General features: G+C 53.9%; 16 protein-coding genes. 10 read left to right on the top strand and 6 right to left on the bottom strand.

Annotation, left to right across the window (positions count from 1 at the left end; translation table 11 throughout):
* On the top strand, positions 1-305 hold a 305-nt coding region (locus V6Z81_09350), incomplete at its 5' end, for a hypothetical protein (protein ID MEG9862668.1).
* Positions 306-732: 427 nt separating this feature from the next.
* On the opposite strand, the gene V6Z81_09345 is transcribed toward V6Z81_09350, so the two are convergent.
* Positions 733-1,122, bottom strand: coding sequence for a type II toxin-antitoxin system death-on-curing family toxin (locus V6Z81_09345; protein MEG9862667.1), 390 nt, complete (start codon positions 1,120-1,122; stop codon positions 733-735).
* Positions 1,123-1,143: 21 nt separating this feature from the next.
* Positions 1,144-1,452, bottom strand: a complete 309-nt coding sequence (locus tag V6Z81_09340) for a hypothetical protein (protein MEG9862666.1) — start codon at positions 1,450-1,452, stop codon at positions 1,144-1,146.
* A 203-nt stretch (positions 1,453-1,655) separates the two neighbouring features.
* Between V6Z81_09340 and V6Z81_09335 the strand changes: the two genes are divergently transcribed.
* Complete coding sequence (locus tag V6Z81_09335; protein ID MEG9862665.1) at positions 1,656-2,024, top strand: VOC family protein; 369 nt, start codon at positions 1,656-1,658, stop codon at positions 2,022-2,024.
* A gap of 72 nt (positions 2,025-2,096) precedes the next feature.
* Here V6Z81_09335 and V6Z81_09330 read toward each other — a convergent pair whose 3' ends face one another.
* Both V6Z81_09330 and V6Z81_09325 read right to left on the bottom strand, forming a co-directional pair.
* Positions 2,097-3,128 carry an alpha/beta fold hydrolase gene (locus tag V6Z81_09330; protein ID MEG9862664.1) on the bottom strand — a complete coding sequence of 344 codons (1,032 nt, stop codon included), beginning with the start codon at positions 3,126-3,128 and terminating at the stop codon, positions 2,097-2,099.
* A 31-nt stretch (positions 3,129-3,159) separates the two neighbouring features.
* Positions 3,160-3,762 (bottom strand): helix-turn-helix domain-containing protein, encoded by a 603-nt coding sequence (locus V6Z81_09325; protein MEG9862663.1) that lies wholly within the window; start codon positions 3,760-3,762, stop codon positions 3,160-3,162.
* 227 nt (positions 3,763-3,989) lie between these two features.
* On the opposite strand from V6Z81_09325, the gene V6Z81_09320 reads away from it, so the two are divergent.
* The 6 genes from V6Z81_09320 to V6Z81_09295 all read left to right on the top strand — a co-directional run bounded on the left by V6Z81_09320 (position 3,990) and on the right by V6Z81_09295 (position 11,567).
* Positions 3,990-6,266, top strand: coding sequence for an arylsulfatase (locus V6Z81_09320; GenBank protein ID MEG9862662.1), 2,277 nt, complete (start codon positions 3,990-3,992; stop codon positions 6,264-6,266).
* Between the two features lie 23 nt (positions 6,267-6,289).
* Entirely contained in the window at positions 6,290-7,156 is an 867-nt protein-coding gene (locus V6Z81_09315) for an SDR family oxidoreductase (GenBank protein ID MEG9862661.1), read from the top strand.
* A 31-nt stretch (positions 7,157-7,187) separates the two neighbouring features.
* Positions 7,188-7,880, top strand: coding sequence for a glutathione S-transferase family protein (locus V6Z81_09310; protein MEG9862660.1), 693 nt, complete (start codon positions 7,188-7,190; stop codon positions 7,878-7,880).
* A gap of 182 nt (positions 7,881-8,062) precedes the next feature.
* The gene (locus tag V6Z81_09305) at positions 8,063-9,421 is read left to right on the top strand and encodes an MFS transporter (GenBank protein MEG9862659.1); all 1,359 of its coding nucleotides are present in this window, start codon (positions 8,063-8,065) and stop codon (positions 9,419-9,421) included.
* 3 nt (positions 9,422-9,424) lie between these two features.
* Positions 9,425-10,696 (top strand): glycine/sarcosine/betaine reductase selenoprotein B family protein, encoded by a 1,272-nt coding sequence (locus V6Z81_09300; GenBank protein ID MEG9862658.1) that lies wholly within the window; start codon positions 9,425-9,427, stop codon positions 10,694-10,696.
* A 13-nt stretch (positions 10,697-10,709) separates the two neighbouring features.
* Positions 10,710-11,567 carry a TauD/TfdA family dioxygenase gene (locus V6Z81_09295; protein ID MEG9862657.1) on the top strand — a complete coding sequence of 286 codons (858 nt, stop codon included), beginning with the start codon at positions 10,710-10,712 and terminating at the stop codon, positions 11,565-11,567.
* Between the two features lie 134 nt (positions 11,568-11,701).
* Here the strand turns inward: V6Z81_09295 and V6Z81_09290 are convergent, their stop codons facing one another.
* Positions 11,702-12,388 (bottom strand): isoprenylcysteine carboxylmethyltransferase family protein, encoded by a 687-nt coding sequence (locus V6Z81_09290; protein ID MEG9862656.1) that lies wholly within the window; start codon positions 12,386-12,388, stop codon positions 11,702-11,704.
* A 102-nt stretch (positions 12,389-12,490) separates the two neighbouring features.
* Positions 12,491-12,808 carry a hypothetical protein gene (locus tag V6Z81_09285; protein ID MEG9862655.1) on the bottom strand — a complete coding sequence of 106 codons (318 nt, stop codon included), beginning with the start codon at positions 12,806-12,808 and terminating at the stop codon, positions 12,491-12,493.
* Between the two features lie 318 nt (positions 12,809-13,126).
* Between V6Z81_09285 and V6Z81_09280 the strand changes: the two genes are divergently transcribed.
* Both V6Z81_09280 and V6Z81_09275 read left to right on the top strand, forming a co-directional pair.
* Positions 13,127-13,324 (top strand): hypothetical protein, encoded by a 198-nt coding sequence (locus V6Z81_09280; protein MEG9862654.1) that lies wholly within the window; start codon positions 13,127-13,129, stop codon positions 13,322-13,324.
* A 218-nt stretch (positions 13,325-13,542) separates the two neighbouring features.
* A partial coding sequence (locus tag V6Z81_09275) for a porin (protein MEG9862653.1) occupies positions 13,543-14,963 on the top strand: 1,421 nt, incomplete at its 3' end.

The raw sequence follows: 14,963 nt of genomic DNA, 5'->3' as shown, positions 1-14,963 counted from the left end.
GGGTCAGACCGGTAAGAGAAAACAGGTGCTCCCGCGTTTTCTCCGGTCTGACGGGGTATCCGGCCGGTGGCCGGTACGTCTGGAAATGCCAGCACCTGATATATCAGGAAACTTTAGAAAAGAGGAACAAACTCATGAAGATTTTAGCAACACTATCTGTGGCCCTTTTTATGGCCTTCGCTTTTGGCGCACCCGCTCATGCCGGCGATGGTCTGGACTGTTTTGGTGAAAGTTGGGTTAGCACGGAATCTAGTTGGATTGGCACAAACTATAATAACTGCATGGACAGAAAGCGAAGCGGCTGACCGGTTGTGTGGCGGTGAGTGCCGTGGTCCCGGCGGCCTCTAAAGCCTCATTGTCACTTCCGCTTTGTGTCTGTGAGTTCGAACGGCTCAATACCGTCAAGGACGGTATTGCATAGTCCACCCCGCCCGCCAGACCTGCCGGTCCAAGCGGACAAATCATTTGTAAGGGGATTTGCAAGGTCCAGGTAGACAGGTCTTTGTGAGAAGACCTGCAGCATGAACCTGATGGTTCGCTCCGTACGTCCTCACCGCAGGTGCTCTGTCTTCCGAAAAAATCATATAAAATAAAAGGAGACAGCATTCTGCCGGTCTCAAGCCGTTCAGGCAAATGATCCGGTGAATCATTTGCTAGGCTTGAGGAATTGACAGGAGCGGACGGGTTTCGGTAGGTTGGACGCGAATCCCATACTGCTGACTCAATTGCCACTTATTGCTGACAGTGAGAAGAAATCCAAAGTGCTAATTCCTTCTCCGTCAGTTCACCGGATGCCAGTTTTAGGAAGGTTTGATATTCTTCGTCTTCCGGTGCTTGCAACTCCACCCTATTGAGTATCAGAAAGCCGCCATATACCGTAACAGCGGTTCGTTTGTTGCCATCAACAAAGGGATGGTTGCGGACAATACCAAAAGCATAGGCCGCCGCAAGTTCAGCCATAGTGGGCTTAGGTTCGCTGTAATGGTACAAATTTTCGGGCTTTGTCAGAGCTGAGTCGAGCAATCCTTCATCGCGGACACCACCTGTGCCATCCTGTTCGGCAATCAGCTTGCGGTGGGCCAGAAGAACACCCTCAAGCCGAATCCATTTCGGTTCAGTCATAATTATTTATTCGGCTGGTTTTTATGTATCAGCCAGCCTTTTGAGTAGATTACGCTTGTCACGCATAACAACCTCCATCGCCGCCATTTGTTCGGCAATCTCAGGGTCGTTAGTACCGGGATCAACGCCGTCCTGGTCAATAACAGCCGGTGCTCTGGCCTCAGCCGGCTCGCTTGCGCCATGTTTTGACAAATATTTCTGAGCGTTTGAGTTCACCCTGTCGAGGCGCAACACGACGGCAAGAGCATTTCCGATTTTGGAAAACACTCCGGTTTTTGAATCATCATCTTTTTTTGGTTTTAAGGCGGTCATGGCGGTGTTTCGTGTCATTTTTGGGCCTTTGTCAAACCCTTATGGCGTATTTGACAAAGGGGTCCACCATATGTCAACCACTTTCCCCATTTTTATAGCACACTGTGTGCTATCTTCACCGTGTCCACCCCGCCCGCCGGACCTGCCGCAGGAGGCCAAAAAGCCGCCTGCCGACTTTTTGCAAATAAAGCAGCTTATTTCAATAATCGGGAAGGAGTCTGATGATGAATATTCAGGGAATAGATCATGTGCAATTGGCAATGCCCGCGGGGGAGGAAGATCAGGCGCGAAAATTTTACCACAAGTTACTCGGCGTTCCGGAAGTTCCAAAACCGCCGGATCTGGCTAAACGTGGCGGAGTATGGTTCGAAGATGATCGCGTCAGAATTCATCTGGGTGTAGACAAGAATTTTCAACCGGCCGGAAAGGCCCATATCGCTTTCCTGGTTGATAATGTCAGTGAGTTAGCAAGCCGTTGCTCTGAAGAGGGATACCGGATTGTTGATGATGAGCCACTCGATGGGTACATTCGGATCTACGTATATGACCCGTTTGGCAATAGGCTGGAGTTTATGGAACCCGTAGCATAACCGGCGCACATCACCCGTGCCATCCCGCCCACCGATCCTGCCGGGTGACAGACCCGGATGAACGGTCTCTTCCTAATTCACAATTTGATCCAGTACGCGCAGGATTGCAGCAGCAATCTCCGCCGGTACTTCCTCCTGTAGAAAATGCCCCGCCTCGGTTTCGGTGACATGCGCATCGGGGAAGTTTTGTTTCATATTGGGCAAGGCTTTGGCAAGAATGGGATCATTCATTCCCCAGATAAGTTCCACAGGAATATCCAGTGTCTGAACGTATGACCCGATGAACCGCATGCGCTCTGCACTCGGATGATCCGGACCGTCGGTGACCATACGCATCATCGCCAACGGTGCCTTTTTATTACCGCTGTCGAGAACGGGCCGCTTGTAGAGCTCGATAATTTCCGGGGGTATGGATGCCGGGTCTCCCTGCACCCGTGGTATGCCGTCAAAGGCCGAGTTCAGGGTTTCAATTATAAATTCTCCGACAACTGGCGTTTTGACGATGGCGTGGATGCGTGAAATGTCCATTGCCTCTTTCGGTGCGTTGAGACCGGTGTTCATGATGACCGCCCCTTTGAGCATTCCGGGTGACAGGGCCACCGCGCCCATACCGGCGGGGCCGCCCCAGTCCTGCCCGACGAGGATGACGTCTTTCAGGTCTAACTGCGTGAGCACGCTATTGATCCGGCGCATATGGTCGTCGAGATTGTGTTCGCTTGCGGGGATCTTGCTGGAAAATCCGAGTCCCACCAGCGTTGGCATAATCAGGCGGACACGGTCAAGGGGCAGTTCTGCGGCCACCTTCCGGTAAAGAAAACCGGAGGTCGGATTGCCATGCTGAAGGAGAACCGGATAGCCCTGACCCACCTCAAGCACATGCACCTTGATCCCCGGGTCCACTTCGACGAAGTAGCTCTTGTAGTCGTCCGTCACGAACCTGGCCGCATAATCCGGTAGGGGAAACGCTTCGAAAGTTCCGGCATCAAGCACGACCGTCCCCGCACCTGTAGGTGTGACGGTTTCTCCGTCCCGGGTGATGTACCCCGCAAAAAGCGCGCCACCGGTAAGCAGCGCGGCCAGAGTGATGAGAATGGTTTTCTTCATTTTTGCCTCCTTTTCGGCATAGTCGTAAAAATTACTGTCTTTCCGGCTCCTGAGTTTCTCCGGATACGTCCGCGCCCAGAATGCCAACCATGGCATCAATAGTCCGGTGGTAGGCGAGCCTTGCCTCTTCGCCCCTGAAGGCGTTCTTCCGGTTCGCCAGTTGCGCCATTGAAATGGCCGCCAGCCGGATGGCCCAGTCGATCCTCTGATTAAGATTGTCGTCGCTGAGGTGAGGAAGGGTCTTCCGCAATACTTCGACGAGCCGGTTCGCTCCTTCGGGGGCCGGTACACGGGTAATGGCCGGAAGTGCCGACAGCACGGTTTCCTGTCCGAAGGCTTTGACATAACACCGGTAATCCGGGTCTTCGGTCGCGAGAGTAAAACCCGGCGTGAACATCATCACGACAATATCCCGAAGGGGTGCAGGGGTGCTCATCTCCGTGATGATTGCCGCTCGCTTTTTTGCAATCTTCTCACCCCAATAGTTGTGAATCTCACGTATCAGACCCTGACGGCTTCCAAAATGGTACTGGAGGGCGGACTCGTTTTTTTGCCCTGAGGCTTCAACAATCGCACGCGTCGTTACATTTTCCGGACCGTCTCTGGCAAAGAGCCTCTCCGCAGCCCGCATCATGGCCCGGGAGGTCGCCTCACTCCGCAAGTGACGCGGGGCTCCTTTCTGTCTGCTTTTGACATTGTTCAAGGGAATCACCGCTGAAATCTGTCTGTTTTTTCTCCGGGTTGATTATTACCACGGCCTGATGTTTAATGATAGACATTAATTTATGGCGCATCGTGTGGCCTAAACCGCACCAACGAAATCGTGCGGCCCTAAACCGCACCAACGAACCGGAGGAATGAATGGACCGGAAACACCCGTCAGGAGAAGATTTTCAGGGACGCATAGGAAAGACCGTTTATGAGTCTGAGCCCTGGTGGCCGCAAATGGAGATTTCGGCGGGCAAACCCAATGTCGTTCTCATTGTCCTTGACGACTCCGGATTCTCGCACTTTGGCTGCTACGGCTCGGACATCGATACGCCCAATATTGACCGTCTTGCGGGCAACGGCGTGCGCTACGTCAATTTCCACACCACCGCCCTCTGTTCGCCGACACGTGCTTGCCTGCTGACCGGACGCAATCACCACGCCGTCGGCATGAGAAGTGTTTCCAACATGGATACCGGCTATCCGAACATGCGCGGCTACCTGCCTCCCTCCGCCGCGACTATCGCCGATGTGTTGCGCGAAGCCGGCTACGGCACCTGTGCCGCCGGCAAATGGCATCTGACACCTATGGCGGAATGCTCCGCCGCCGGACCGTTCCGGAACTGGCCTTTGCAGCGCGGCTTTGACCGCTTTTATGGTTTCATGCAGGGCGAGACCGATCAGTTTTATCCTGAGTTGACCGTTGACAACCACCACATCGAAGCGCCTGCTTATCCCGAAGACGGCTATCATGTGTCGGAAGATATTGTTGACCGTTCCGTCGGCTACCTGCGCGACCGGATTTCTCTGGTACCCGAACGCCCCTTCTTCCTATACCTCGCCTTCGGTGCTACCCACTCGCCGCATCAGGCTCCCAGAGACTATGTTGAAAAATACCGTGGCAAATTTGACCGTGGCTGGGATGTCGTGCGGGAAGAATGGTTTGAAAGGCAAAAGAGCCTTGGCATCATCCCTCAGGACACGAATCTCGCGCCCCGCAATCCCGGCGTCAATGCCTGGGATGAGTTGAGCGGGAACGAACGGAAATTCGCCTGCCGCCTGCAGGAAGCTTTTGCCGCGCAGCTGGATCATACCGACGCCCAGATCGGCCGTTTGGTGTCTTTCCTTGAAGAAATCGGAGAGATGGACAACACCGTCTTCATGGTGCTTTCCGACAACGGCGCCAGTCAGGAGGGCGGACCCACCGGCGTCTTTGATGAAATGCGCTGGTTCAACGGTATGCTCGAGGATGTTGATGCCGCCGTTGCCCGCCTCGATGACATCGGCGGACCGGAAAGCCATTCCAACATTCCCTGGGGTTGGGCACAGGTCGGTAACACGCCGCTCAAATGGTACAAGCAAAATACCCATGGCGGCGGTGTGCGCGATCCGCTCATCGTCCACTGGCCGAAAGGGCTGACCGGTCCGGGACGGATTAGCAGGACCTTCTGCCACGCTATTGACGTGATGCCGACCATCCTTGAACTGACGGGAACGAAGGCTCCCGAATCCTACAAGGGTGTTGATCAGATGCCGCTCCATGGCGCCTCTCTGGCGGCGACGCTAACGGGCCGGAATGATAAAACCTCAAGGAGCGTGCAATACTTCGAGATGCTGAGCCATCGCGGCCTCTGGAAAGATGGCTGGAAGGCCGTCACCCGCCATGTCTCCGGCACCTCGTGGGATGATGATCCATGGGAACTCTATCATCTCGATGAAGATTTCTCCGAATGCAACAATCTGGCCGCAGAACATCCGGAGAAACTGAAAGAGATGATCGCCCTGTGGTGGGAGGAGGCGGAACGCCACGGCGTCTTGCCGCTTGATGACCGGAACCTGGCCCAGGCCTTTCAGGCTTCGCGCCGTCCCGGCCTGCCGGCCGCCCGCAACCACTTTGTCTACCACCCGCCGGTCTCTCACATTGTCGCTGACGCTTGTCCGCCCGCCGCCCGCGGGTGGACGATGGAACTCGATCTCGGCCACCCGGAGACCGGTGCCGACGGTGTGCTGGTCAATCGCGGCACCATCAATTCCGGCTTTGTCCTTTTTCTGAAGGATGGCCGTCTCCACTTCGACTACAATTGTTTCCATGACCACACAAAAATCAGCACCGCCACACAACTGGAGGCAGGGAAAAGAAAAGTCAGGGTCGAGGTCGAACGCCTGCCGGAGCGTCGGGCAGCGCTTCGTCTTCTGGTTGACGGAAAACTTGAAGCGGAGGGTATGCTACCGCGGATTCTTGCCATGCTTTCAAGTACCGGTATGGATATTGGCCGCGCCATAGCACCGGTGTGCAGGGATTACCGGCCACCCTTCGCCTATCCGGGTATCATCAATAAAGTCACCTTCGACTTGCCGGAACGCCCGACCGGCAGGGAAAGGAAGGAAACCGCCGAGGCGGGCGTGCGGGCCGCCATGGCCCGGCAATAGAGAACGCAACAGGGAGCAAAACCATGAGTCAATCCAGAACAGCGGTTGTAACTGGCGTTTCCACCGGCATCGGACGGGCGGCCTCGGACCGTCTGATCAAAGACGGCTGGCACGTCTTTGGCAGTGTGCGGAACGAAAAAGATGCAGAAGCAGCTAAAGACGCTCTTGGCACAGGCTTCACACCTCTCCTGTTCGATGTCACCGATGACGCCGGAGTCAAAGCCGCCGCCGCTCAGGTGAGCGAGGCGCTGGACGGCAGAACCCTCGACGGGCTGGTTAATAACGCCGGCATCGCGGTCGCAGCACCGCTGCGTTATGTGCCGGTTGATGACCTCAGAAAACAGTTCGACGTCAATGTCTATGGCCCCATCCGCGTGACACAGGCGTTCCTTCCCCTCCTCGGTGCGGATGACAACCGCACCGGCGCACCGGGCAAGATCATCAATATCGGCTCGGTGTCCGGAAAACTGTCCACGCCTTTCATGGCACCCTATTCCATGTCGAAGTTTGCCGTTGAGGCGATGTCGGACGCCATGCGGATGGAATTCTTACCCCACGGTATCGACGTTGTCGTTGTCGAGCCCGGGCCTGTCAAAACTCCGATCTTTGCCAAAACGGAAGAACTGGATTTCAGCCGGTACGGGCAGACCGAGTATGCCGAAAGTCTGGACCGGTTCGTCAAATCGTCCGGAAAGACAGGCAAGAAAGGGCTTGAGCCATCGGTGGTGGGTGATCTGATTCTGCAGATCTTCAATAACCCGTCGCCAAAGACCCGCTACGCCGTGATGAAGAACAAGTTCACGTTCTGGACCATACCCCGGCTTATGCCGTCACGCAGACTGGACAAGGCCCTCGCAGGACGCATGGGACTGAAGCGCAGAAACAGTTAGATAGCAAAACCAGATAAAAGGAGATCACCCGATGGCAAACTATGTCCTCTATGGTAGCCCCCTCTCACCCTTTGTCCGCAAGGCCGAAGCCGTGCTCAAAAGCACGGGCCAGGACTATGAAATTGAAAACATCAACATCATGGACATGCCCGACTGGTTCCTTGAGATCAGTCCGGCAAGGCGCATTCCCGTCCTCCGGGACCGTAGCATCGGCGAAGAAGGCATTCCCGGTACCATTGCGGATTCTTCTGCGATTTGCCTCTTCCTCGACCGCAAGCATGAATCGGGTCTTTACGGTGGCACCGCCTTTGAGACGGGCCGCATCGCGTGGCTGGAGGAATATGCCGACACCGAACTCGCCATGAACGTCGGCATGAATATTTTCCGCCCGATCCTGTTCCCGCTCATGGCGGGCAAGGAATCGGACCTTGAGACGGCGCGTAAGGGTTTCAATGAAAAACTGCCGCCGCGGCTTGACTATCTCGAGAGTGCCCTTGACGGTCAGGACTTCTTCGTCGGCGGCCGCCTCTCTCTGGCGGATATTGCCGTCGCGACCCAGCTGTGCAACCTTGATCTGGTCGCCGGCCTGCCCGACAGGAGCCGCTGGCCCGGCATCGTCAAACATGCGGAAACCATGATGCAGCATAAGGTTTTTGAAGCCAGTGTGGAAACCGGCCGCAAGATGCTCGCCAACATTCTGCCTGAAAAGCCTGACCTCACCTGACCGGAACCCCTCATGTCAAAGGCAGGAAACAGATCCATGGTGGCTCACACTAATTATTGCGGATCATTGTATATAGTTCCCTTTCCTTTACTACATCCCGGCGGCTACCGCCTTACATTATCTCTGGAAGCAGATGAGGAACGGCATTGCATAAAATAAGAGGAGCAACAGGGAGCAGCAAAATGTCTCAAAACATTTCTTCGGGACGTATGCCGGATTCCGATAGCATCTTGCCGGCACCGGGGCATCGGCTGGCTCTTCTGCTGTTGTTTCTGGCCTTTGCCTTGTCAATTGCTGACCGTATGATTCTGACCGTTCTGTTCGAGCCGATTAAGGCAGAATTTGGGCTTACGGATACGCAATTGGGCTTCCTTGGCGGTTTTTCTTTTGCCGTATTTTACGCCACACTCAGCCTGCCCATCGCCCGGATGGCCGACCGTGCAAACAGATCGAAAATCGTTTTTGCCTCGCTGGTCATTTTTTCCATCACCGCCGCCCTTTGCGGTCTTGCGACCAGTTTTCTGGTCCTCGTCATCATGCGCATCGGTGTTGGCATTGGCGAGGCCGGTGTAAACCCGGCCAGTCAGTCTATCTTGGGCGATTACTACCCGCCCAAAAAACGCGCTTCAGCCATGTCTATTTTGTCAATCGGCGCCAATGTCGGCATGATATTTGGCTTCGTTGTCGGTGGCATGATCGCCGAGGAGTATGGATGGCGTGCCGCTCTGATCGCAGTTGCCTTGCCGGGCTTATTCCTCGCTATCGTCATCTGGTTCAAACTGAAAGAGCCTCAGCGGGGATATTTTGACAAACTGATTAACAATATGGCCGACCCCGAGAAAGAAGAGCAGCCCTCGCTGTTGGATTCGATCAGGGCACTCTGGAATATCCCGTCTTATAGACAGTTACTCATCGGTTCGACGATCGCCGGCACCGTAACTTATGGAATGACATCCTGGGTGCCTACTTTTTATATACGGGTTCATGATCTGACACAGTCGGAGGCCGGTCTGGTTCTGGCTGGCATCTTCGGCGTGGTTGGCGCGGCGGGTGCCTATACCGGTGGCAAACTGGTCGATCGTCTCTCGCGAAAGGGCTTCCAGTATGGCGTATGGATGATTGCCGCATCAAAGGTAATCGTCCTTCCGCTTGCCGTTGCTGCCTATCTTCTTGACCCGCTTGAATTGTCTATTGCCCTTTATGTTTTGCCGATATTCGTATCGATGTTCTATCTGGGCCCGATCATGGCTTTGATTCAGACAATCTCACCTCTACGCATGCGCGCAACCGCTTCGTCACTGAAAATGCTGGCACTCAATCTGGTTGGTATGAGCACAGGTCCCCTTATGATCGGGGCGATAAGCGATTATCTGGAACCCTCCTATGGTGATTATTCTCTGCGGATTGCTCTGGCGGTGACAACGTGCCTGAGCCTCTGGGCCGCTTACCACTTTTTTCTGTGCGGTAAGGCTCTGGCGAAAGAGTTTCCCAAAGAAAAGCCATCATTGCCACTTTCCCCCGAGGCAACTCCGGGAGGGTAGGACATGGTGAAACTGGGCGACCTGTCCGAGCATGATCGCAATCATTTGTTGATGAAGCAGCTGCCGCCGCTGGGCCCTCCGCAATGGGTGGCACCGGCCGGATCGCTGGGCGGGATGAAATTTGCGCTTATCACGACCGCCGGCCTGCATTTTCGCGGTGATGCGAAATACGAAGGGGCCGATGCGTCCTACCGGACCATTCCGGGTGATCAGGATACAAACGATCTCATCATGTCGCATGTCTCCGTCAACTATGATCGCAGTGGCTTTCAGCAAGACGTCAATGTTGTGTTTCCGCTTGACCGGTTTCGCGAACTGCTTGACGACGGTAAGATCGGCGGCTTGGCGACGGTTCACTATAGTTTTATGGGCGGTGGCCTGATGCCGGACGCTTATGAAACGTCCGTGCGTGCTTTGGCCGGACATTTGAAAAATGATGGTGTTGATGCGGTTTTCATCACGCCTGTCTGTCCCAATTGTACCCGCAGCACCTGCGCCATTGGTTACTATCTTGAGAGCGAAGGCATCATGACAACGGGTCTTGCTCTGGTGCGCGAAAATGCAGAGGCTTTGCAACCTCCCCGCATTCTCGCCGTGCCTTTTCCGCTTGGCTATCCTCTGGGCAAACCCAATGACGCCGCTTTCCAGCGGCGAGTTATTGAGGCCGGTCTGGATTTGCTCAACCGCCGGTCAGGTCCTGTATTGGAGGATTATCCCGAAGACCTGCCGCCGATGGGTCTGGAAAGCCCGGACTTCTGTCCGGTCAATTTTGTCCAACCCGACGTGGCGGCAAAAACATGGCGTGAACGGTTGGCCAATGAACGCCTGTTGCTTCAGCCCTGGTATGAAATGAGCAGACGCCGGAGAGGGCGGACCACTGTAGGTCTTTCCGGTTTTACCATTGAAGATATACTGGATATGATCGGCGACTGGCTTGACTACCGCGACCGGCCCCTGCCGGATTATCGCGACTTCAAACATGGTGTAGAAGATGCAAAGGCATGGTATAGCGAGGCCATCAGTGCACAGCCCGGCGATTATGCGCCCGGTCAGGTCCAGTCCTATATGTATGGCGAGACCACTTTCGGTGCGGCGATGAAAGAATACTTTGATCTGTTTATCAATGATAAGGAATTGGCCGTCTATGCTCGTACCATTGCACCCCGCTGGGTTGTTGAGGCAAACACGGGTTCGGAGGCCATAGATAGAGACGGTAATGTCATCGAACAACCGGCGGCGAAAGCCATGCGCCTGTCTCAAGAAGCAAAGTCCTGATAGGGAGAATAAAATGATTGAAATTCAGCCAATCTGTAACGGCTTCGGGGCTGATTTGAGAAATGTTAATCTGGCAACGATTAGCGACGAAGATTTTGAGATGATTTACCGGGCCTGGCTCGATTATGGCGTTCTTCGCTTTCACGGACAAAAACTTGACAAGGATGGCCTGCAGGCTTTCAGCCAGCGTTTCGGGCCGCTTGAGAAAATTCCTTTTGGTAAATTAAGCAAAGAACAACAGGCAAAACTGGACAATTTATATGTCACGTCCATCTCCAACATCATTGTCAATGGCAAGCCCATCGGTGCGCTGGGCACAGGTGAACTCGTTTGGCATTCGGACATGACCTATATTGAGACACCTCCGCCTGCGAGCGTACTCTTGGGGGTTGAAATTCCGTCCGAAGGCGGCGACACATATTTCAGCGACCAAAAAGCGGCCTATGAGCTCCTCCCCGATCAGTTGAAAGAGCGCATCGCCGACCTCACCATAAAGCACAATGCGGCTCATTCCAGCGACGGCAGATTACGGCCGGGTTATGAGCCCTTTGATGATCCTCGGGAGGCACCGGGGGCCATTCACCCGATTGTTCGCACACATGAGGAAACGGGCGAAGACTGTCTCTATCTTGGCCGCCGTGAGTGGTCTTATATTCCGGGACTTTCCCTTGAAGACAGCGAAGCACTTCTTGACGATCTCTGGCATCACGCTGCGCCTGAACATTATATTGTCGAACAAAAATGGGAACCGGGTGACGTGATTATATGGGATAACCGGCGCTGCCTGCATAAGCGGTCGGAGTTGGACCCGGGCATGCGCCGGCTACTCCTGCGGTGTCAGGTGCTCGCCCGCGAGACGGCAACAGGCTGATGGTGTGCCAATCTGTTTACGAATGTCTATAAGTCCCTTCGCTAATAAGGGGAGTATACGCCAAACTGGCCGGCCCGCAAACGGCCACCGGCAGATTTAACCCTTCGGTGAGCACAGGAGTTCACCTCTGACTCTCAGTAAATAAAAGGCAGAAAACGCGTCTTAACCCTTTTCATATAGTCATCATAGCCGGGCAGTTTTTCCTTCAGCGTCGCCTCTTCAATACCAATGCGGTAGATGGTGCTGGCAATCAGCATTATCGCAGCCAATGCAGTCGCGGCATAGCTCGCCAGCCATAATGTCGTGCCCAGCGTAAAAACCAGAAAACCTGCATACATCGGGTGGCGCATATAGCCATAAACGCCACTGTCAGCCAGCACATGCCCTTCCTCTTTCTGGATATGCACGGTCAGCGCGGCGAATTCATTATGCAACACGGACAGAAAAATAATCAGATAGCCGGCAATAAAGAGAGCCATGCCAATGACCTGCATCAAAGCGCCCGGCATCGGTAAAAGTTTCCAGAAAGAGACATCAAGCGCGGCCACGCTGAACGGCAACATCAAAGACACAAGCATAATCGCGAAAGCCAGCCGGTCGACAGGCGTTTGATCCCCCCGGCCCGCACGCATACGTGCCTCTACTGCAGCGGGACGGGCAATCACAAGATAAGTGCCCAACACAACAGACAACAGAGCATAAACTGTCAGCCAGATTATTGCCGCCGGCCAGTCGGTCGTGCCAATGGGCAATAACATCAGAGCGGCGAAAAAAGCGACTTGAACCCCGATGCCGGTAAGTGTTTTAGCATATAAAAGCATTGGGTAGAGATTAGCCCAAAAAACGTTTCCCGCAAACGCGCAGACTGAGGCGGGATTTTTTATACCCGGCTTACCGCCGGTGCCCCACAAGGTGTTGTTTGATTATTCCGTTTCCAACTCGAGAAGTAACCACTCCCAGCTTTTTCGTTGGCCATCTTCACCAAAACACGAACTGTGGTCCTGGTTGAAAAAACAGTCAATTTCATCACCGGCATAAGCGGGAGTAATCAAACCGGATGCCATGTCACCAAGCAGTTCTCTTCTTTCCCACTCATCAGTTGGTCCGGGTGAAGTATCAGTCATATTCCACCAATCACCGGCTTGGGCGGGAGTGGATGTAAAAGCGACCGGCCCGCTAAAAGCGAAAGCCATCACAAGTGCCAGTGAAAATGTTGTTAAAGGTGTTGTTAAAGTTTTCATGTTCTTACTCCTGTTGTTCGTGCCGATTCTTTGCCGGTAACCCGTAGTCTGTCATACTATCCAGAACAAATAATATCACATCAAGCCGGTTCACAAAGGCGTTACCCGGCTCACCGCCGGTGCTCCGCAAGGCGCTGCTTAAGTTCTACAGGGTCGTTATTTCGGGCACTTAAGTATACAATCCCCGTGATTTTGTACACGATAACGTGACCCGTATTTGGTAGGGGGCTATGGAATTATGCGGTAACATAATAGACTATCGGTTCATTTCGGTATGACCTGACCAAAACCCTGACCCAAAACTAAGGAAACAATATAATGAGATCTTTAACAACACTGTCATTTGCCATCGCCATGGCATTCGCTTTTAGCGCCCCTGCCGTTTTTACACCCGCTCCCGCTTATGCCGGAGATTGGCTTGATACATGTGTCGGCGATGTATGTTACGACAGCGACGGAAATACACGGGAGAGAGGGAGTAGTTGGCTCCTCGAATCAGGTTCACCGGCTCACTAAATTAGGCGCAGGTGCGCTTTCAGCGGGGCCACAGGTGATTCAATAGCATCTACGACGGGGCCGAAAGGCTGACAAAAGGGCGGTTTTTTGGCATCGTGCCGATGCTCCGCAGGCGCTTGCTCTTTTTTACGGCATTATGTATGGTTCGCCTTAACTAACCTGAAAAGTTATAAAAACTGACGAGTCATGACTTAAGTCATAATAGGGAAGGGCAAACTATGAGAAAGATGCTTTTGGGCAGTACGGCGCTGGCAACTGCGGGTTTAATCGCGGCACCGGGTGTGGCGGCAGAATTGTCCGTTAAAGTCAGCGGTAATATGAACGGTGGCTTCTATGTCGCAGATACAGATGATAATGTAATAGATGCACCCGCCAAATACGGCCTGCGGTCTTCTCCCGCAAATTTTGACTGGAATGCCGCTAATGCGTCGCACCCCCATAATCTGGGCCAGGAGACCCCGGCTGTCCTGATACAGGCCGCAACATGCGACCACCTAATGAATACGATGAATACGGAGACTTTCTTGCCGGTGGGCGATCCTATGTCAGATAATTTCGGGCGCTGTGTCAATGACAGGGATGCGACAGATACCGAGCCAGTCAGTTGGGGTGGTCTCCCTACAGGGACTGCTGCCAACACCCTTTATAGGATCCAGACAGAAGAAGCAACAGAGAGAGTAGACGAATATTCCCAGACACAGGCGAAACTGGGCTTTGGCCGTATTGTCGTTGACGCCGATGCTGTCCTTGAAAATGGCCTGCGGGTCGGCGGACGGGTTCGCATTGAAGCCTTCGGTGAAGAGGACGCCAATGACTTCATTGAAGATCATTACATGTATCTAAGTGGTGGATTCGGACGCATCCTTATAGGCGCTAAAGAGGGCGCATCTTATCAGATGCACTATTCGGCTCCGTGGTTTGTCCCGGGCAATGGTGTGGATTCACCTAATTTTTACAACATGTCCCGGACCAGCGTGCGCACCAACACATACGCACAAATGTCCGGTGAGGCCATCAAACTGACCTACTTTACACCCCGCGTGGGCGGGTTCCAGTTGGGTGCTTCCTATACGCCAAGCAACGATGACAAAAACGGGTTGCCCAACGGCTTTGGTCTGCAAGCAGAAGGAGGACCGGGTTCAAAAGACGTAGAGGACATCATTGACCTTTCTGTCAACTATGTGATCCGCAACTACAGGGATACTGAAATTGCCCTGAGCGCCGGTTGGGAAAGTGGCACCACGAATGTTGTCGGTGTGGAAGACGACCCTTCTAACTGGGCTATCGGCGGTTCGTTTAAATGGAGAACACTCACCTTTGGCGGTTCTTATTACTCCGGCGATAACATAGAAAACACACTGGAAACCAGTGATCGTGAGGTAAATGCATGGAGCGCCGGTGTTGCCTGGAATAGCGGTCCGTGGAGTGCCGGTGTGGCCTATCTGGAAGCAACAGCGGAAGGGGGCATGAAGTTTGACGGTGTCACCTACACCCCCCTGGGGGACGAGCAAAACTCCTTCCTGCAGTTTGGAGGCGGTTATGCCCTTGGACGCGGGGTTGACATCGGTGTCGAGTATCAACTCATTGAAGATGACAATGGTGACAACACGAACGAGACCAGAAATCTGAAGTCCTCTTC

Source organism: Parvularculales bacterium (assembly GCA_036881865.1).
GTDB lineage: Bacteria > Pseudomonadota > Alphaproteobacteria > JAPOUT01 > JBAJNM01 > JBAJNM01.
Note: the sequence above shows the minus strand (reverse complement) of the source record. Positions and strands in the feature narration are given on the sequence as shown.